This is a genomic window from Pedobacter nototheniae (genome assembly GCF_032678625.1).
Classification (GTDB): Bacteria; Bacteroidota; Bacteroidia; order Sphingobacteriales; family Sphingobacteriaceae; genus Pedobacter; species Pedobacter nototheniae_A.
In genome coordinates, this window is record NZ_JAVTSO010000002.1 from 636,626 (window position 1) to 656,036 (window position 19,411).

A 19,411-nucleotide genomic window follows, 5' to 3' on the forward strand; every position below is an offset into this window, starting at 1 on the left:
AAAGCATTAATTTAAATTTAATGAGGTGATTTATAGATTTTAAATTAATTTTAGAAAAGAATACACCACTGGCACATAAATTTATGCCTGCAACCATGCTCAACTAACCAAATTTTAAAATGAAAGTGGACTACATTGCACTCTCTGTGCCTGTTTTTTTTATTCTGATAGGAATAGAAGTGGCGTACAACTTTTATAAAAAGCTAAATTATTACCGGTTAAATGATAGCATAGCCAACTTAAGCCAGGGGATAGGACAACAACTTACGGGTATATTTATGAAAACGGCCTTGTTTTTTGGCTATAAATATATTTTTGAGCATTGGCGGTTTTTCGATCTGCCGAAAACCATATGGATATGGATTATTCTTTTTATAGGCGTAGATTTTTTTTACTACTGGTTTCACCGGATGAGCCATCAAATAAATGCCTTGTGGGCAGCACACATTGTTCATCATCAATCAGAAGAATATAATTTAACAGTAGCCTTAAGGCAAAGCTGGTTTCAGGGCTGGTTTAGTTGGGTTTTCTATTTGCCACTGGCTTTAATAGGTTTTGATCCGCTAATGTTTTTAACCCTAAGTTCGTTTAATACCCTTTATCAATTCTGGATTCATACCCGGGCCATAAAAAATATGGGCTTTTTAGAGTATATTCTTAATACACCATCGCACCATAGGGTGCACCATGGCTCAAACCCAAAGTACATTGATAAAAACCATGCCGGTACACTAATTATCTGGGATCGGCTGTTTGGTACTTTTCAAAAAGAAGAAGAAGCTGTTTATTATGGCATCACAAAACCATTAGCCAGTTGGAATCCCATTTGGGCTAACCTACATTATTGGGATGATCTGGTTAAAACAGCTAAAAAATCGCCTAAAATAAAAGATAAAATTAAAGTGTTCATTATGCCTCCAGGTTGGTTTCCGGCGCATTTAGGTGGTTTTCAATCCGCCCCTGAAATAAACGAAAGTACCTATCAAAAATATAATCCGGCGTACCAGCCTAAATTAACTGGTTATGTAGCCATACAGTTTTTAATAGCTTTAACCGGGGCTTCCATCATTTTGTTTTCTTACCATAAAATGGAAGTTACATCATTAATTATTGGTACGGCTTTTTGTATACTCACCTTAATCACCTGTGGAGCCCTGTTTGAGCAAAAAAAATGGCTCGTGAAATTCGAATATTTCAGGCTCATCGTGGGTGTAATCCTAATCCTATTGCTGAAATATCCCATCGGTTATCAAGTTATTTTTGCAGGCATCCAGTTAATATCCGTAATTTGGTTCTTCAATTTGCAAAAAGCAAATCCTAACTCCGATGAAAACTAAATTATTTTCCCTGTTTTTTTGCTTCGTTTTTGTAATTCAGCTGTATGCAGAATATGCAGGTAACGAACGTTTAAGGATGTTTTCAAAACCGCTGATTGTATTGGTTTTAATGGCTTGGTTGTATTACGGAACCGGTTTAAAAGGCCGTTTTCATAAACGCATATTTGCAGGGTTAATTTTTGGTTTAGCAGGCGATGTTTTTTTGATGTACCAAAGTCGCAATTCGAACTTCTTTATTTATGGGTTAGTTGCTTTTTTACTTTGCCATATTTTTTACATCCGTGCATTTATTCTCGACCATAAATCAAATCCTGATCAGAAAAATCCCTATTTTTTGTGGGCAGTACTTGTTTTTGGTGTTTTCTGTGCAGGTTTATTTTTCTACCTGCAGCCCAGTTTAGGTCCTATGCAGTTTCCGGTTTTAATGTATGCAATCATCATTTCATTTATGGCTATTATGGCGGTAAATCGCTACGGGAGAGTTAATATAGCCAGTTTTAAATTAATTTTATACGGAGCATTATTCTTTCTGTTGTCTGATAGTACACTGGCTTACAATAAATTTGTACAGCCATTTGAGCAAAGTGGTGCATTAATTATGGCTACTTATATGATTGCTCAATACTTAATTGTTTATGGAACGATTGAAAGGAAATTAATCGTAACTAAAACTCCGGTATAAGGTACATATCCTTGCTTTTTAGGAAAGCAAAGGCTGTGGTTCTTAGTGTTGTGCTTTGTTTTAACTTTTGATTGGGGTTACCATTAATTAAAGGAAATTATTCTTCATACTTTTCGTCATGCTGAATTTATTTCAGCATCTTATTAAGCAATAAAGACCCTGAAATAAATTCAGGGTGACGATCCACTTTTTATTTGGTGTTCAGCTTTTGGTTGGTGTTGTCACCAATCAAGTGAAATTTTTTGTTTTAGGAAAGCAAAGGCTTTAGCGTTTCGGAGGCCTTGTTCCTGCTTTGCGCTGTATCCCGATAGAAAAAATCTGAATGCCGCTTCAATCAGGTTTAGAGATATAAAAACAGGGCATTAAAGCACTAACGTTGTACCTAAACCCGATCTGAGTGGATGCCCCGATTTTTCATCGGGCAGCAACGGGAGCGGGGCCACAGCTTCCTAAGAATTACCAACGTTCATTTCTTAATTATTTTAATAGTTCCAACTTTTGGTCGGTGTTACCATTAATCCAGCTTTTGGTTGGTGTTGTCACCAATCAAGTGAAATTTTTTGTTTTAGGAAAGCAAAGGCTTTAGCGTTTCGGAGGCCTTGTTCCTGCTTTGCGCTGTATCCCGATAGAAAAAATCGGGATGCCGCTTCAATCAGGTTTAGAGGCGTAAAAACAGGGCATTAAAGCGCTAACGTTGTGCCTAAACCCGATGTGAGTGGATGCCCCGATTTTTCGTCGGGCAGCAACGGGAGCGGGGCCACAGCTTCCTAAGAATTACCAATGTTCATTTCTTAATTATTTTAAATATCTCCAACTTTTGGTTGGTGTTATTATTAATTAAAGGAAATTACTTTTCGTCTTGCTGAATTTATTTCAGGATCTTATTAAAGAATAAAGACCCTGAAATAAATTCAGGGTGACGATCCAGCTTTTGGTTGGTGTTGTCACCAATAAAAAAAATACGCTTCCATTTCGTAAAGATATAATTCAAATAAATCACTTGCGACAAACGCCGAACCAACACGGAAACTTGATATTCTGTTTTAAAATCCGTACTTTTGCATCAAATAAAATCACGTAGTAGGTGATTTAACGAATTAATTGTTTTAAAATTTAAATCATAGTTGTAGATGATTAACATTACTTTACCTGACGGCTCTGTACGTCAGTATGAAAAGGGCATATCTGCCCATCAAATTGCATTATCCATTTCAGAAGGATTAGCCCGTAACGTTTTAGCAGCCGAAGTTAATGGCGAAGTTTGGGATTCGACCAGATCAATTGAATCTGATTCATCTGTAAAACTATTAACCTGGAACGATACGGCTGGAAAATCTACTTTTTGGCATTCATCCGCCCACTTAATGGCCGAAGCTTTAGAAGCGCTTTATCCAGGAACTAAATTTGGTATTGGGCCGGCTATTGAAACTGGCTTTTACTATGATGTAGATTTCGGAGACAGAGAATTCTCTTCTGATGATTTCAAGGCAATTGAAACTAAAATTATTGAGCTTGCCAAACAAAAGGAAACTTTTGTGCGCGAAAGTGTAAGCAAAGCTGATGCAATTAAATATTTTACCGAAAAAGGCGACGAGTACAAACTCGATTTAATCGATGGGCTTGAGGACGGAAAAATAACTTTTTATACTCAAGGCTCATTTACCGACTTATGCCGTGGCCCGCACATTCCAAACACAGGTTTTGTAAAAGCGGTTAAATTAATGAACGTAGCTGGCGCCTACTGGCGTGGAGACGAAACCAAAAAGCAATTAACCCGTATTTATGGGGTAACTTTTCCAAAGGCAAGCGAGCTTACAGAGTATCTTCTTATGATTGAAGAAGCTAAAAAACGCGATCACCGTAAATTAGGAAAAGAGCTTGAATTGTTCATGTTTTCTGAGAAAGTAGGCATGGGCTTACCTATGTGGTTGCCAAAAGGAACAGCTTTGCGCGAGCGTTTAGTTCAGTTTTTAGCTAAGGCACAGGCAAAACATGGTTATGAGCAGGTTGTTACCCCACATATTGGCCACAAGAATTTATATGTAACTTCTGGGCACTATGAAAAATATGGTAAAGATAGTTTTCAGCCTATAAGAACACCACAGGAAGGTGAGGAGTTTTTATTGAAACCAATGAACTGTCCGCACCATTGCGAAATGTATAAGTTTAAACCACGTTCGTATAAAGATTTACCTGTTCGTTTTGCCGAATTTGGTACAGTTTACCGTTACGAGCAAAGCGGAGAGTTGCATGGTTTAACACGTGTGCGTGGTTTTACTCAGGATGATGCGCATTTATTTTGTCGCCCAGACCAGGTAAAAGAAGAATTCAAAAAGGTAATTGATCTTGTTTTGTATGTTTTCAAATCTTTAGGTTTCGAAGATTATACTGCACAGGTTTCATTACGCGATCCTGAAAATAAAACAAAATATATCGGTACCGATGAAAATTGGAAACTTGCCGAAGATGCAATTATTGAAGCTGCTGCCGAAAAGGAACTAAATACAGTAATTGAGTATGGCGAAGCTGCTTTCTATGGTCCTAAGCTTGATTTTATGGTGAAGGATGCATTAGGTAGAAAATGGCAGCTGGGTACCATTCAGGTTGATTATAACCTGCCTGAGCGTTTCGAATTGGAGTATACAGGTAGTGATAATCAGAAACATCGTCCGGTAATGATCCATCGTGCACCTTTTGGTTCGTTAGAAAGGTTTGTTGCAGTTTTGATTGAACATTGTGCCGGAAACTTCCCGTTATGGTTAAGTCCGGAGCAATTTATAATCCTTCCTATTTCAGAAAAGTATGAAGAATATGCAAAAAAAGTTTTAGATGAACTAAATAATTCCGATATTCGCGGGCTGATTGACTTTCGTGATGAAAAGATCGGTCGCAAAATCCGCGATGCGGAAGTTAAAAAAATCCCTTATATGCTCATCATTGGTGAGAAAGAAATGGCTGAAGGTAAAGCTTCGGTACGTAAACATGGAGAGGGAGATTTGGGCGAAATGACCTTGGAAGAGTTCAATAATTTATTAATAAAAGAAATAACAGTTTAATTAAATAGTACAAATTTGGCATTAGGAAGACCAGGATTTAACAGGGGACCACGTCCACCTTTTAAGAAAAAAGAAGCAGAGCATAACATTAATCAGTTTATTAAATCGCCCGAAGTGCGTTTAGCAGGCGATAATGTTGAACCGGGGATTTATCCTTTGGCAAAAGCTTTGTCACTTGCTGATGAGTTGGAATTGGATTTGGTAGAAATTTCTCCAAATGCAGTACCACCGGTTTGTAGGATTATTGATTACAGCAAGTTTGTTTATGAGCAAAAGAAAAAGCAGAAGGAAATTAAATCTAATGCTAAGCAAACAGTTATTAAAGAAATTCGTTTCGGTCCTAATACCAACGACCACGATTTTCAATTTAAATTAAAGCACGCAGTAAGCTTTTTGGAGAACGGAGAGAAAGTTAGGGCTTATGTGCATTTTAAAGGTAGAGCAATTGTTTACAAAGAACAGGGAGAGATTTTATTATTGAAATTTGCCCAGGCTTTGGAAGATGTTGGAAAAGTAGAGTTATTACCTAAATTAGAAGGTAAACGTATGTTTCTGACTGTTGCGCCTAAAGTAGCAAAAAAATAAAAATAGGTTTATAAATTAAAAAACAGGTTATGCCAAAAATGAAAACCAATTCCAGTGCTAAAAAGCGTTTTTCGCTTACTGGAACAGGTAAAATCAAAAGAAACAACGCATACAAAAGTCACATCTTAACAAAGATGAGTACTAAACGTAAACGTGCATTAGGTCAAGCAAGTCTAGTTTCAGACGCTGATACAGGTAACGTTAAACGTATGCTTTGCATCGGAAAGTAATTTATTAATTTCACCAGGTATCAGGCTTTAAGTTTCCGATAAACGGAACGCCGCTTGCCAAAAAACAACAACAACATGCCACGTTCGGTAAACGCAGTAGCTTCGAGAAGAAGAAGAAAGAAAATCCTTAATATGGCCAAAGGCTATTGGGGAGCAAGAAGTAAAGTTTATACTGTTGCTAAAAACACAGTAGAAAAAGGTTTGCAATATGCATACCGTGACCGTAAGGTTAAGAAAAGAGAATTCCGCGGATTATGGATCCAACGTATTAATGCAGGTGCCCGTCAGCACGGTATTTCTTACTCTCAATTAATCGGTAAATTAGCTTCAAAAGAAATCGGTTTAAACCGTAAAGTATTAGCTGATTTAGCAATGAATCATCCTGAAGCTTTCAAAGCTGTTATTGATGCAGTAAAATAGAAATTCTCGCATTAGCGATAATATTGAAAAAGGGAACCAAATTGGTTCCCTTTTTTTGTTTTATAAATTATTTCGTTTGATCGTCTACACTTGCATCAGGCGCATTTTTTTGAACAGAAGCAATTCCATTATCTCGTGATGATTCACTTTCATACAGCTCACTCGAGCCAATAATTTGCCCGTTTGTGGCCTTTAAGTTAAAGTAAGGTTTGCCGTTTGAAGAAGATTTCTTTTCGAATTTTGAATCATCCTGCGAATTTTTTCTAACGGATTCAATTCCATTTTCGCAACTCGGTTTTGTTCCATAACCTTCACTCGTTAAAATAACCTGACCGTTTCCGGCATTTAGATCAAACTGAAATTCTCCGTTTTTTCTTTTAGTAATTACAAATTTTCCCATAGTATTAAATTTAATAGTTAATATTATACCGCTATTTTATTTGGATAGGTTTACAGGGATTTATTCTAAAATAGAGATTAAAAATTAAATTCACAAAATAACATACAGAATGACAAGTGTTTACCAGGTGATGTTCCAAAGCAAAAAAGCGTTCAGGATAAAAACGAGGTGAGTTTTTTTGAAATTTATATCCGTTAAATATTTAGCGTTAAATAGAGTAGGGCTGCCAGCGAACCGCCAATTACCGGACCGATAATTGGTACCCAGGCATAGGCCCAGTCGCTGCTTCCTTTACCTTTCATTGGAATTAAACTATGTACGATTCTCGGGCCTAAATCTCTGACCGGATTAATGGCATAACCTGTTGTTCCGCCAAGTGCTAAACCAATTACCCAAACTAAAAATGCAACGGGGATAGCACCTATTGAACCTAAGCCAATTGGTGTTTTATCAGTTCCCATTTCAGCATTTGTGAAATGAAAAATTACAAAAATTAACACAAATGTGCCTATGATTTCTGAAAACAGATTTGATTTCAAGTTTCTGATCGCTGGTGATGTTGCAAAAGGTGCAGCTTTTAGTCCCTGGTCATCCGTGGCATCAAAATGATCTTTGTACATAACCCAAACTAAAAATGAACCCAGCATAGCACCTAATAATTGGGCCAATACATAATAAGGAACCTTAACCCAGGCAAATTTATGGCTTATCGCTAAGGCGAGGGTTACCACGGGGTTGAGGTGTGCACCACTGTAAGGCGCGGCAATTACCACACCAACAAAAACGGCTAAAGCCCAGGCAGTTGTAATTACGATCCAGCCACTACTATTGCCTTTAGTACCTTTAAGTACAACATTGGCTACCACACCATTGCCTAATAAAATTAAAAGTGCGGTGCCGATAAATTCTGCAAGAAATTCTGACATATCAATATTTGGTTAAATCTTCAGGTTGTTTAGCCCTGAAGTTGATGTTTGTATTTAATTAATCTTCAGCATTTACTCTTGCTGCTTTAACAGCTCTATTCCAGCCTTTTATTCTTTCTGTATTGTCTATGCCCGGGGTTGCAGTAAAGGTTTTATTAATTTTCCATTGTGAACGAATTTCCTCAATGCTACCCCAAAAACCAGTCGCTAAACCCGAAAGATAAGCGGCTCCAATAGCCGTAACTTCTGTTACTTCGGGCCTTACTACTTTACAATTTAATAAATCAGCCTGAAATTGCATTAAAAGATTATTTGCGGTTACGCCACCATCAACTCTAAGTTCTGCAATATTTACACCTGAAACAACTTCCATTGTTTTTAGTACATCCATCGTTTGGTAGGCAATACTTTCTAAAGCAGCCCGCGCAATATGCGATTTATTTGTGCCTCTGGTTAATCCGGTAATGGTTCCGCGTGCGTGTTGATCCCAGTGTGGTGCGCCCAAACCAGCAAAAGCAGGTACCACATATACACCTTCAGTATCTTTTACGCGTTCGGCAAGTGTTTCAACATCTGCAGATCTGGAAATAAAACCCATTTCATCTCTAAGCCACTGAACAACTGCTCCACCAATAAAGATACTGCCTTCGAGTGCATACACAACCTCGTCCTTAATTTTCCAGGCAATAGTGGTCAGAAGATTTCCAGCTGCCATTTTAGGGTCTTTTCCTACATTCATCAGCATAAAACATCCAGTACCGTAAGTATTTTTTACCATGCCAGGTTCAGTACACATTTGCCCGAATAATGCCGATTGCTGATCACCCGCTATACCTGCAATTGGAATTTTTGCAGCTAAAATATTGCCTGTAGTTTCTGCGTAAACTTCACTTGATGATTTAACTTCAGGTAACATTTGCTCCGGAATATTAAACAAATCTAATAGTTCTTTATCCCAGTTTAATGTATGGATGTTGTAAATCATGGTACGCGAGGCATTACTTACATCGGTAACGTGGATTCTGCCGTCGGTTAATTTCCAAATTAACCAGCTATCTATTGTTCCGAAAGCAAGTTCGCCGGCCTCAGCTTTTTCGCGGGCACCCTTAACATGGTCTAATATCCATTTTACTTTTGTAGCCGAGAAATAAGAATCTATGATTAAGCCGGTTTTTTCCTGGATTTTTTTTGCCAAGCCCTGCTTCTTTATTTCATCACAATAATCCGAAGTCCGCCTATCTTGCCAAACAATTGCGTTGTGAATAGGTGCACCAGTTTTTTTATCCCAAACAACAGTAGTTTCCCGTTGGTTGGTAATGCCTATTGAGTTTATATCTTTAGCGGTAAGATTGGCTTTGACAATAACCTCTGTGGCAACAGATAACTGCGTAGACCAGATTTCGAGCGGATCATGTTCAACCCAACCAGCTTGCGGATAGATTTGTTTAAATTCTTTTTGCGCTATAGCAACAATTTCACCATTGTGATTGAAAATAATAGCTCTTGAGCTTGTGGTTCCCTGATCAAGAGACAATATGTATTTGCCCATAATAAAGTTTTTAGGTTAGCGGTTTTAAGCAATTAATTTGATGTATATAAATAGCCATCAGCAAGGTTGTTAAACGTAGAAATTTGGTTTTTAATCCAGTCTTCACCGGCATTTAGTTCTTTAGCTAAGAGTGAGGCTACTTTTGGAGCCATAGCTTTGGCTGCATGGGCATCAATAAATAAAATCCTTAATCTCCTGCTTAAAATATCTTCTACAGTTTCAGCCATTTCATTTTTAGCAGACCAAATAACCTCTGCTTCCAGGTAAGGGAAATCAGGATGGAGTTTTTGATTCCATTCGGGGTTAGCATTTGCCAAAGCTTCAATTTTTATCCTGTCTGATCCATAAATATCTAAATGATCTTCTCCGTGGGTAGGGGTACTTCCATGAATCTTTAAGGTTTTGGTTACACATGCTTTCGTTTCTAAGCCAGCATTCGCAATGGCAAGATTTACGGTTTCTTCTGCCATTCTCCTGTAAGTTGTCCATTTACCTCCGGTTATCGTAATTAAACCCTTAGCAGAAACAACTAATTTATGGTCGCGGCTAATTTCTTTTGTACTGTTGCTTCCGGCATTTGTAGGAGCGGCCAATGGACGTAGGCCAGAAAAAACACTTAATATGTCTTTTTCTGTAGGTTGGCGGTTAAAATAAGCGGATGCAGTATTTAAAATAAACGCTACTTCTTCTTTTAAAGCTCTTGGCTCCAGGCTATGTTCATCTAAAGGAGTGTCGGTTGTGCCCACTAAAACATGTTTATGCCATGGCACAGCAAATAAAACCCTTCCGTCAGATGTTTTTGGAATCATTAATGCAGATTCACTTTTTAGGAAACTTTTGTCTAACACAATGTGAACACCCTGGCTTGGGCGTACCATTTTCTTTGATTGTGGGTTGTTCATTTGCAAAATGTCATCTACAAAAACGCCGGTAGCATTAATAACAACCTTGCCTTTTAGTTTTAATGTTTTGCCTGTCAGTGCATCTTCTGTCTCTACACCAGTTATGTTTCCTTTCGAATCTTTTAAAAGATTGATCACTTTCATGTAGTTGATTAGGGTGGCCCCGTTTTCAATTGCAGTTTGTGCGATATTAACAGCTAATCTTGCGTCATCAAATTTACCATCAAAGTAACTGATTCCGCCTTTTAAGCCTTTCGTTTTAATTCCGGGCATTAAAGCGGTGATATCCTTTTTTGATAAATATTTAGATTTTCCAAAACTGTATTTTCCAGCCAGCCAATCGTAAAGAGTAAGTCCTGTAAGGTACTTTGCCACAGAAAACCAATCATAGCAAGGGATAATAAATTCTTCTTTATTAACCAGGTGTCCAGCATTTTGCTGCATTAAACCACGTTCTTTAAGTGCATGTCTAACCAATCCAATATCACCTTGCGCCAAATAGCGTACGCCACCATGCACAAGTTTAGTACTTCTGCTTGATGTGCCTTTGGCAAAATCTGATTGCTCCACCAATATGGTTTTAAAACCACGGCTGGTTGCATCGAGTGCAGTGCCTAAACCGGTTGCGCCACCTCCAATAATTATAAAATCCCACTCGGTTTGTTCTGGTGTATGGTATTGATGTAGTCTTTTCATTTGCTTTCTATTTAAAATAAAACGAAACAATACGCAAGTATAAATAATTATAATCGAAATAATGTGTTATTTTTGTTAAATAATTTTGAATAAGAAATGAAGAGCTGTTTTATTTACTTATTTTGCAATAAAATTTAATTTTAAAGCTTATGATGAACTTGGCTGAAAGGCATCAATTCATATTAAATCGTTTACAGAATGATCAATATATTAATGTTGTAGATTTATGTAAGGAATTGAAAGTATCTTCCGTAACGATAAGAAAGGATTTAAAGTTGCTGGAGGATAAGGATTTATTATTCAGAACTCATGGTGGTGCTACGGTAAATAATCCTTATACGGTCGATCGTCCTGTAAATGAAAAAGAAAAACTGCAATCTACAGAAAAGAACAAGATCGGCGCTGCCGCGGCAGGATTGTTAAATGAAAACGACTCAATTGTAATAGCCTCGGGTACTACGGTATTATACTTTGCAAAAAATATAACGCCAGGTAGCAATTTAACTGTTGTTACCTCAGCACTGAATGTTGCACTGGAGCTTATGCGGGAATCAAGCATAGAAGTAATCCAGCTGGGTGGTTTATTGCGTAAAAGTTCTTCGTCGGTGATGGGAATTTATGCTGAACAGATTTTGCAGGACTTCTATTTTAATAAATTCTTTTTGGGGGTTGATGGCATAGATTTAGACTTCGGTTTAACCACTACAAACGCCATGGAAGCTCATTTAAACAGAAAAATGATCGATGCTTCACAAAAAACAATTGTCCTGGCAGATTCGACTAAATTTGGTAAACGGGGCTTTGGTAAGATATGCGGATTGGAAGAAATTGATCATATCATTACTGATAAAGGAATTTCTGATCAAATTGTAAAACATTTAGAGGCTTTAGGTGTTACTGTAACTATTGTATAAAAGAAAATAACCAAACCAAAAATTAATTTTAGATTTGAATATGGGAAAAACACGAATACACATATTGGAAGATGATCAGGAAATTAGAAACGTAATCGAAATTCTTTTAAAAGAAGAAGGGTTTGAATTGCAGCTTTCATCATCTTTTTCTGAATTGAAAAAAAATATACAGGATGCAATGCCTGATTTATTTTTATTGGATGTGATGCTTCCTGATGGAAACGGAGCAGAGATATGTGAAGATTTAAAAACAGATATTTTTACAAAACACATCCCTATTATTGTAATGTCTGCTCAAAACGATAGCGAACAAAAAGCAACAGCGGCTTTTGCCGATGATTATATTAGTAAGCCATTTGATATTGACGATATTTTAAAAAGAATTAATGTTTTGTTAAAGCGCAGTGCCGATCGCAAAGCATCAAAAGTTTAAACAACAATAAACCCCGGAATTTTAAAATCGTCGGGGTTTGTTTTTGCATTTAAAATGCCAATTAAAAAGCCTTTCAGAATATGAAAGGCTTTTTAGTGTTTTTATATTACTAATTGTACTGATTTGCTTTAGCGTATGTTTTCAGGTATTTTTTTAGCATTTCCCTGGCAACATGTATTCTGGTTTTAACGGTGCCGAGCGGGATGTCTAAAGTTTCGGCAATTTCATGATATTTATACCCTTCAAAATATTTAATAAAAGGTACACTGTAAACATCCGGTAATTTATCCAGCGCTTTTTGAATATCGTCTATTATTAACTTGCCCACAGAACCATTTTGCTCGGCGCTGTACATCAGGTTTGCGGATGATATTTCTTCATCCTGCGTAACCAAAGATTTAGACTTTGTTATTTTACGGTAATTGTTAATGAATGTGTTTTTCATAATCACAAAGAGCCAGCCTTTAATATTCGTTCCTTCCTGAAAATTCTGATAAAAACGAATGGCTTTGAGCATGGTATCCTGCACCAAGTCATTTGCATCTTCCAAGTCTTTTGTGAAGTTTAGCGCGTGCATCCGAAGCGAAGCTGAATGGTTATTAACCATGTTGTTAAATTCAATTTGAGTCATGTTATTATAGGTTAGGGGGTGATGTTTTGCTTAAAACAAAACCTATACCAATCAACAATAAAATATATAATACAGGAATTCTATTTTGATTGAAAAATGCTCCTGTATTTGTTTTAAAGGGGTTTTTTAAGAAATGTCAATTTATAGCCTAAGTGTATTTTACGTATAAATACGGAGCTTTCGGGTAGTTGCCTTTTTTTATCGTTTTTATCCTTGTTTTAAAATTCAGACAAACTAAAAAGCTGCACAAATAAAAAATGCCCTGAATATTATCCAGGGCATTTATATAGATAATAATTTAAATTATTCGGCTGCAGCTTCTTCGTTAATAAAGCCTTCCGCGATTTCTGTCAGGGCTACATCAGTTTCTTTTTCATTTTCCAGTGTTCTGGTTAATAACTCTACAACAGCGGTGTGCCCCATGTTTTCGGCAAAGGTTTTTAATGTTCCGTAGGTTGCAATTTCATAATGTTCTACTTTTTGAGCGGCTAAAATCAAACCAGCATCCCGAATCATTGTACCAGATTCAGTGTCTTCAATAATGCTTTCTGCCTCTTCCAGCAATCCTGCCATAGCATCACATTTTTTCGCTGCAGCTTTTTCTTCAAGGAGAGAAAAAACTTCTTCCAGTGTTTCAATATGTGTTTGGGTTTCTGCTGTGTGTTTTTCAAATGCCGAAGCAAGTTCAGGACTTGTAGCTGCCTTTTTCATTTTTGGTAGCGCTTTTACAAGATGTTTCTCTGCCCAGTAAATGTCTTTTAACTCATCAACAAAAAACTTGTGGAATTCTGAATTTTCCATTTTTCCCGTTTTGTTTTTTGGTTTGGTTGTTCTTTTTGCTGTAGTTGCCATAGTGATGTATTTTGTTTTTTTATGTACAACCAAATGTTTTTTAAAAGGTTTCGAATATTTTTAACTCGAAAAAATAGAAGGCGAGGGGTTTCCTATAGCTTTTTTAGTTAAAAGATTTCTACGAATTGCTTTCTCTGCGGTTTCGTCTGTTAAAAGTAATTTCATAAAGCAGTTTTGTAATTATTAGATTTGCCAGCCAATTTTTGTTTTTCGGCCGTAGAAAAAGAGCAAAAAAACACCGTTTTAGTAAGGGTGCTTGAAAGATATTGCAACTATACGATTCTCCTTTTTGTATATTGCGAAGGCAAGTAAGAACAATTATATGGAAAATATAATAAGCTATTTTGAAAAATATCTTCCCCTTAATGATGATGAAATACAGGCTTTGATGAGCCGCATTACACAAAGGAAAATCAAGCGAAGGCAACTTCTATTGCAAGAAGGAGATGTATGTAAGTACTTTTATTATGTTCAAAGTGGCTGCTTCAAAATGTATGGTGTAGACGATAAAGGTATTGAACACAATCTTGTTTTTGCTGCTGAAGATGATTGGATTTCAGATATTGGAAGCCTGCACAAAGAACTTCCGTCTAAGTTATTTATAGAAGCTATTGAGCCATCAGTTGTGCTGCAAATATCTAAAGGAGATTTGTGGTATTTATATACCCATTATCCAAAGTTTGACAGGAATTTTCGTGTAATTATGGAAGACAAATATATTGAACTTCAAAATCGATTGCTGCAAACATTTAGTACTGTTGCGCTGGATAGGTATGATCGGTTTATTGACCAGTATCCGCATTTAGTTAATAGATTACCCGGTACCCAAATTGCCTCATATCTGGGCGTAACTGCCGAATTTCTCAGTAAAATAAAGAACGACAGGTTTAAAAAATAGCCTTACCCTTAATCTATATTAAGGGTATTTCTTAATTTATCTTATGAGTGTAAGCGGATTGTTCGTCGCAACTTTGTATTGTCAATATCGACAAACAGATTTAAAAAAAATGCGATGAATACCATAAATCAAAAGACAAAAGTAGCCATTATTGGTTTGGGAAACATTGGCAAAGCCATTGCTTCCAACCTTGTAAAAGGTAACCACCCAGTTATTATTTCTTCCCGTGAAATTGTGAAGGCGCAGAGTTTTGCTGCCGAATTAGGCGCTTCGGCAACAGCCGAAGAAACATATAGTGCTATCAAAAATGCAGATATAATCATTCCTACCATTTCCTTTGACAAAATCAAAGAATTTTTAGCACAGTTTGCGGAGGAACTAAAAGGAAAAATAATTGTAGATGTTTCCAATCCAATTGCTCCCGATGGGCATGGAGGTTTTAAAAAGGTCATAAACGAGGATGTTTCTGCCGGACAAACCCTGTTGGCATTGGTGCCGAAGGGCGCAAGTTTTGTAAAGGCTTTCGGAACATTAGGTGCTGCCTCTTTATTTGGTGCTGCATTTGCACAGCCAGATAAAAAGGTCCTTTTTTATGCATCTGACAGTACCAATATTAATAAACAGATAGATGAACTTATTACCGACAGCGGCTTTGTGCCATTGCACATTGGCGGTATTAATCAATCTATCCGTATAGAAGTATTTGGCGATCTCCATGAATTTGGTGCGTTGGGTAAGACTGTAACACTTTTAGAAGCGAAGAATGCCGTAAATCATTACGAAGGTTAAATCAAGATCGTATGAGAAAGATGATCGTACTGTTAATGTTGCTATTAACCATAGCCGCTTGCCAAAACGAAAAAAAACAGCCACAATCCAATTCGAATACTTTTAATTCTAAAAAAACAAAAACAATGGATAATCAAATAGTAAAAACAGAAATAAAAAAGTCATTAAGCATTTATTTTGATGCCTTGAACAAATCAAGCGTAGAACAAGCGGTTGGTCAATATACTGCAGACGGTATTTTTATGCCAACAGGATTTCCAACGGCAAACAGTACATCAGAACTTACCATGGCTTACGAAAATATCTTCAAGGCGATTCAGCTCAATGTAACCTTCAAAATAGAAGAAATTGTGGCATTGGATGATCATGTAGCATTTGTTCGCACTCAATCAACCGGAACGCAATTAATACATGATAATGGCCAAAAGACTGAAGAATTAAACAGGGAATTTTTTCTGATGAGAAAAGAAAATGGTATCTGGAGAATTATGCGCTATATGTTTAATCAGCCAAAGTAATTAACATATAAAGTTTGTGTGAGTTTAATCTTAAAGGGCTATAAAACACAAAAAGCACTGAAAATTAGTGCTTTTTGTGTTCTGCGGAAAGCGAGGGATTCGAACCCCCGGACCTGTTACAGTCAACAGTTTTCAAGACTGCCGCATTCGACCACTCTGCCAGCTTTCCATCGGCAAAAGTACAAATTCTGTTCAAAACTGCAAACCGCGATCTATATTTTTTTATATTAAATTGATAATTGCTTAACACAGAGGAAGAAAAATTTTATTCCTTCTTTAAATTCTCTTCAATTCGGTCTGATTTTTTGAATAAGTTGAAGTTAGGGCGGATAATTTTGACGCTTCTTTTGCTTACATCAACGCTTGCATTTAGCTCAAATCCGATTAATAAAATTAATGAATTTAAATAAAGCCAGATCATAACCACAATTAAGGTGCCTATGGAACCATATACTTTATTGTAAGATCCAAAATTATTAATGTAGAAGGAGAATCCCCAGATGGTTAAAAAAGCCAGGATTGTGGCCAGCCAGGAGCCCGCACTAAAGAGTTTCCACTTTTTGGCATGCGAAGGTCCATACCGGTAGAGCATTGAAATGGTTACAAAATATAAAGCAGCTAAAATGGTCCACCGGCTAAGTTGTATAGCATACACAGCGAGGCTATCTTTAATATGAAGTTCGTCTTGGATGTACTTCAATAAAACTTCGCCCAGTGCCATTGCGCTAATGCAAATGATAATGGAAAAACAAATAACGGTGGTTAAAATTAAGGCAATTAACCTTTGCTTTAGCCAGCTTCTGGTTTCTATAACCAAAGAAGATTTATTAAATGCTTTCATTAAATTTTTTACTCCGTTTGTTGCAAAAAATAAGGCAGAAACAAATCCAAAGGACAGCAATCGGCTATTTTGTTTCTTAATGATGTCCTTTAAAGTAGCTTCAAAGGCATCGAATGCATTATGGGGGAGTACCAATTCAATTAACCCCAATAACTGGTCTTGGAAGTGTTTTATGGGGATAAAAGGAATCAATGTAAACAGGAAGATAATTCCCGGAAAAATAGCGAGCATAAAGCTATAGGCCAGGGACGATGATTTATTAACCAGTGATTCCTTTTTTATTTCTCTGAAAAAGAAAGTGGCAACCGTATATAAAGGTAGGGGGCTAAATCCCGGCAAAATACAACGCTTAGTCCATTCGATAAATGTAGAATAGAGCTTAAATTTTAATAATTGCCGGTGTAACCATTCCATGTAAAATTATATAAAATACTGATTTACACCCTGCATAAAATTTTGTGGCGGGTGGCAGGGTTTTCTGGTTTCCTTATCTACAAAAACCAAAGTTGTATGCCCAATATTGATCAGCTGATTTTCTTCATTATAAATTTCATAATCAACTTTTAAACGTACTGAAGGCAATTCTTTAACAATAGATTTAACTGTCAAAACCTGGTTATACAACGCAGGCTTTAAATATTTACATTGCAATTCTAAAATGGGTAACATTATGCCATCAGCCTCCATAGAAGCATAGGTTATGCCTGAGCAGGCCTCAAAACATTCCGTTCTGGCAATTTCGTAGTAAAGGGCATAGTTTGCATGATGAACCACACCCATTTGGTCGGTTTCGGCATACCGCACCTTTACTTGAGTTTCGTGTACAAACATTATTTAAAGATGTTTCTTTTATTTAAAGCTTCGCGGTATTTTTTAGCATTAATTTCGTGTTGTTCTTTTGTTTCGGCAAAGTTATGGTATCCCGAGAAATCATCTTTAGCACACATATAAATGTACTTGTTATTGTCGCGGTTTAAAACAGCATCAATTGCATTAATACTCGGCATCATAATTGGTCCCGGAGGTAAGCCTGCATATTTATAGGTATTGTATAAAGATTGTACCTGTAATAATTTTCCGGTAACCCTTTTAACTGTAAAATCGTTGTTTGCAAAAATTACTGTCGGATCAGCCTGTAATAAAATTCCCTTATTTAAACGGTTTAAATACAAACCAGCAATAATTGGCATTTCTTTGTCGTAAAGGGCTTCAGCATCTACAATAGAAGCCAAAGTATACACCTGAATAGGTGTTAAATTAAGACTTGCTGCTTTTTGTTTACGCTCTGCCGTCCAGAATTTTTCATATTCCTTGTGCATACGCTCAAAAAAATCGACGGGAGAAATATTCCAGTACATTTCGTATGTATTTGGAACAAACATGGCATAAATATTATCCTGGTTAAAGCCGTATTTGCTAATTAAAGGGGTAGAATCGAGCACACTGATAAAACTTAAAGAATCAGGCTCTAAATTGTTTGCCAAATAGGCTGCAAAATTCTCCTTTTTACGAATGTTCTGGAATTTAAGTTTAACTGCATCCTGGTTTCCTGCTTTAATCAAATTAATCAATGCACGGTTGGTCATACCGGTTTTTAAACGATAACGTCCGGGTTTTAAATTCTCAGCAAGGTTCATTTTGCCTGCTGCCTGTTTAAAAGATGGCAGGTTTTTAAGGATATTCTTTTTATCCAGCTCATCGAGCAAATTGCTATAATCGCTTCCTGTTTTAATATAAAGGTACTTTTGGCTTTCGGTAACGTTAGGGGCAAAGTAAATCTTGTACAGGTTCAGGGCAAAATATCCTGCAATTAAAATGGCTACAACAGCAACAACAATTGCTATTTTCTTACCAGCGCCTGGCTTTTTGTTTTCTATTTCAGTCATTGGAATATGAATGCGTATTTTTTATTGTTTGTTAGATAAGGTAATGTTAATTCTGGTACCAATAGAAACTTTGGTTACAGAATCTGCAGGCATTGGATCTTGCTTGGAAATTACAGCGTTGGCACTGTCGGTAATTTGTCCATCGTAAATGATATTACCCAAAGAAAGCATAGAGCCTTTCAGACTAAATTTAGCTTCATCAATGGTTAAACCAACCAATTGAGGAATATCTACTTCTTCGCTGCCACGGCCGTCTCCTAAAACTAAATCAATACGAGAGCCTACCGGTAAAGACTGGCCAGCCTGCAGTGGTTGCCCACCAAACGAAGCTTGTAAAACCACATCTTTACTTACGTCAGGTTTATAGGTCGTATCGCCAAGTTTTAGCCTTGCACTTTCAATAATGGCCACCGCCTCTCTCAAAGTTTTAAAGCCAATATCGGGAAATTTAGTGTTTGGCGTTTTAGCCGTATTTATAGTTAAGTAAATGGTCCTATTGTCTTTAACAAAAGTATTTGCGTCAGGATCCTGATCTATAACCAGGCCAGGTGGCTGGTCCATAATATAAACCGAATCAACTTCGTATTTTAAGCCTGCATCCTTAAGTTTGGCTACAGCCTGTTCAAAAGAAAGCCCTTTAACTAAAGGTACATTTAAACCTTCACCGTGTTTGGTGTAATATCTTAAACTAAAAAATGCAATAAGCAATAAGGCAAATACAGTAAAAACAGCTGCTAATATGTTGTTTCTGAAAGATTTGGTTTTTAAATAATCAATAAATTTAGACATGAATCTTAAATTCTGGGGTTAAGCGTACAAACTCAAATGTAGTTATTTTAATATTGAATGATAATTTCGAATTGGAA

21 protein-coding genes and 1 tRNA gene are annotated in these 19,411 nt (G+C 36.7%); 11 read left to right on the plus strand and 11 right to left on the minus strand.

Annotated features, from left to right (window positions below):
* The first annotated feature begins 119 nt into the window (after nucleotides 1-119).
* The 6 genes from R2Q77_RS08425 (at nucleotide 120) to rplT (ending at nucleotide 6,310) form a co-directional block, all read left to right on the plus strand.
* Nucleotides 120-1,337: a sterol desaturase family protein gene (locus tag R2Q77_RS08425; RefSeq protein ID WP_316803280.1), complete on the plus strand. Its 1,218-nt coding sequence runs from the start codon at nucleotides 120-122 to the stop codon at nucleotides 1,335-1,337.
* Nucleotides 1,327-2,019, plus strand: a complete 693-nt coding sequence (locus tag R2Q77_RS08430; protein ID WP_316803281.1) for a lysoplasmalogenase — start codon at nucleotides 1,327-1,329, stop codon at nucleotides 2,017-2,019. The genes R2Q77_RS08425 and R2Q77_RS08430 overlap by 11 nt, the downstream gene beginning before the upstream one ends.
* A gap of 1,130 nt (nucleotides 2,020-3,149) precedes the next feature.
* The gene (thrS, locus tag R2Q77_RS08435; protein WP_316803282.1) at nucleotides 3,150-5,075 is read left to right on the plus strand and encodes a threonine--tRNA ligase; all 1,926 of its coding nucleotides are present in this window, start codon (nucleotides 3,150-3,152) and stop codon (nucleotides 5,073-5,075) included.
* Between the two features lie 15 nt (nucleotides 5,076-5,090).
* A complete protein-coding gene (gene infC, locus R2Q77_RS08440) occupies nucleotides 5,091-5,660 on the plus strand; it encodes a translation initiation factor IF-3 (protein WP_131537863.1) in 570 nt (189 codons plus the stop codon).
* 29 nt (nucleotides 5,661-5,689) lie between these two features.
* A complete protein-coding gene (gene rpmI / locus R2Q77_RS08445) occupies nucleotides 5,690-5,890 on the plus strand; it encodes a 50S ribosomal protein L35 (protein ID WP_316803283.1) in 201 nt (66 codons plus the stop codon).
* Between the two features lie 75 nt (nucleotides 5,891-5,965).
* Nucleotides 5,966-6,310 carry a 50S ribosomal protein L20 gene (gene rplT / locus R2Q77_RS08450; RefSeq protein WP_123206121.1) on the plus strand — a complete coding sequence of 115 codons (345 nt, stop codon included), beginning with the start codon at nucleotides 5,966-5,968 and terminating at the stop codon, nucleotides 6,308-6,310.
* Between the two features lie 67 nt (nucleotides 6,311-6,377).
* On the opposite strand, the gene R2Q77_RS08455 is transcribed toward rplT, so the two are convergent.
* The 4 genes from R2Q77_RS08455 to R2Q77_RS08470 all read right to left on the minus strand — a co-directional run bounded on the left by R2Q77_RS08455 (nucleotide 6,378) and on the right by R2Q77_RS08470 (nucleotide 10,783).
* The gene (locus R2Q77_RS08455) at nucleotides 6,378-6,710 is read right to left on the minus strand and encodes a YegP family protein (RefSeq protein ID WP_316803284.1); all 333 of its coding nucleotides are present in this window, start codon (nucleotides 6,708-6,710) and stop codon (nucleotides 6,378-6,380) included.
* Nucleotides 6,711-6,904: 194 nt separating this feature from the next.
* Complete coding sequence (locus R2Q77_RS08460; RefSeq protein WP_316803285.1) at nucleotides 6,905-7,636, minus strand: MIP/aquaporin family protein; 732 nt, start codon at nucleotides 7,634-7,636, stop codon at nucleotides 6,905-6,907.
* A gap of 58 nt (nucleotides 7,637-7,694) precedes the next feature.
* Nucleotides 7,695-9,185, minus strand: coding sequence for a glycerol kinase GlpK (gene glpK / locus R2Q77_RS08465; RefSeq protein ID WP_316803286.1), 1,491 nt, complete (start codon nucleotides 9,183-9,185; stop codon nucleotides 7,695-7,697).
* 32 nt (nucleotides 9,186-9,217) lie between these two features.
* A complete protein-coding gene (locus R2Q77_RS08470; RefSeq protein ID WP_316803287.1) occupies nucleotides 9,218-10,783 on the minus strand; it encodes a glycerol-3-phosphate dehydrogenase/oxidase in 1,566 nt (521 codons plus the stop codon).
* Between the two features lie 149 nt (nucleotides 10,784-10,932).
* On the opposite strand from R2Q77_RS08470, the gene R2Q77_RS08475 reads away from it, so the two are divergent.
* Entirely contained in the window at nucleotides 10,933-11,697 is a 765-nt protein-coding gene (locus R2Q77_RS08475; RefSeq protein WP_316803288.1) for a DeoR/GlpR family DNA-binding transcription regulator, read from the plus strand.
* A gap of 40 nt (nucleotides 11,698-11,737) precedes the next feature.
* Nucleotides 11,738-12,130, plus strand: a complete 393-nt coding sequence (locus R2Q77_RS08480) for a response regulator transcription factor (RefSeq protein WP_316803289.1) — start codon at nucleotides 11,738-11,740, stop codon at nucleotides 12,128-12,130.
* Nucleotides 12,131-12,239: 109 nt separating this feature from the next.
* Here the strand turns inward: R2Q77_RS08480 and R2Q77_RS08485 are convergent, their stop codons facing one another.
* Nucleotides 12,240-12,761, minus strand: a complete 522-nt coding sequence (locus tag R2Q77_RS08485; RefSeq protein ID WP_316803290.1) for an RNA polymerase sigma factor — start codon at nucleotides 12,759-12,761, stop codon at nucleotides 12,240-12,242.
* 303 nt (nucleotides 12,762-13,064) lie between these two features.
* Complete coding sequence (locus R2Q77_RS08490; RefSeq protein WP_316803291.1) at nucleotides 13,065-13,613, minus strand: ferritin-like domain-containing protein; 549 nt, start codon at nucleotides 13,611-13,613, stop codon at nucleotides 13,065-13,067.
* Nucleotides 13,614-13,935: 322 nt separating this feature from the next.
* Here R2Q77_RS08490 and R2Q77_RS08495 point away from each other — a divergent pair, with 322 nt between their 5' ends.
* The 3 genes from R2Q77_RS08495 (at nucleotide 13,936) to R2Q77_RS08505 (ending at nucleotide 15,818) form a co-directional block, all read left to right on the plus strand.
* The gene (locus R2Q77_RS08495) at nucleotides 13,936-14,511 is read left to right on the plus strand and encodes a Crp/Fnr family transcriptional regulator (protein ID WP_316803292.1); all 576 of its coding nucleotides are present in this window, start codon (nucleotides 13,936-13,938) and stop codon (nucleotides 14,509-14,511) included.
* A gap of 78 nt (nucleotides 14,512-14,589) precedes the next feature.
* Nucleotides 14,590-15,300 carry an NADPH-dependent F420 reductase gene (locus R2Q77_RS08500; protein WP_410479255.1) on the plus strand — a complete coding sequence of 237 codons (711 nt, stop codon included), beginning with the start codon at nucleotides 14,590-14,592 and terminating at the stop codon, nucleotides 15,298-15,300.
* An 11-nt stretch (nucleotides 15,301-15,311) separates the two neighbouring features.
* Nucleotides 15,312-15,818: a nuclear transport factor 2 family protein gene (locus R2Q77_RS08505; protein WP_316803294.1), complete on the plus strand. Its 507-nt coding sequence runs from the start codon at nucleotides 15,312-15,314 to the stop codon at nucleotides 15,816-15,818.
* An 84-nt stretch (nucleotides 15,819-15,902) separates the two neighbouring features.
* On the opposite strand, the gene R2Q77_RS08510 is transcribed toward R2Q77_RS08505, so the two are convergent.
* The 5 genes from R2Q77_RS08510 to R2Q77_RS08530 form a co-directional block, all read right to left on the minus strand.
* Nucleotides 15,903-15,987: transfer RNA gene (locus R2Q77_RS08510), tRNA-Ser, on the minus strand.
* A gap of 96 nt (nucleotides 15,988-16,083) precedes the next feature.
* Nucleotides 16,084-17,073 (minus strand): YihY/virulence factor BrkB family protein, encoded by a 990-nt coding sequence (locus tag R2Q77_RS08515; RefSeq protein WP_316803295.1) that lies wholly within the window; start codon nucleotides 17,071-17,073, stop codon nucleotides 16,084-16,086.
* Between the two features lie 6 nt (nucleotides 17,074-17,079).
* Nucleotides 17,080-17,490, minus strand: coding sequence for a thioesterase family protein (locus tag R2Q77_RS08520; protein WP_316803296.1), 411 nt, complete (start codon nucleotides 17,488-17,490; stop codon nucleotides 17,080-17,082).
* A complete protein-coding gene (gene mltG / locus R2Q77_RS08525; protein ID WP_316803297.1) occupies nucleotides 17,490-18,545 on the minus strand; it encodes an endolytic transglycosylase MltG in 1,056 nt (351 codons plus the stop codon). Before mltG ends, R2Q77_RS08520 begins: the two co-directional genes overlap by 1 nt.
* 21 nt (nucleotides 18,546-18,566) lie before the next feature.
* Nucleotides 18,567-19,334, minus strand: a complete 768-nt coding sequence (locus R2Q77_RS08530; protein ID WP_316803298.1) for a PASTA domain-containing protein — start codon at nucleotides 19,332-19,334, stop codon at nucleotides 18,567-18,569.
* Nucleotides 19,335-19,411: the final 77 nt, after the last annotated feature.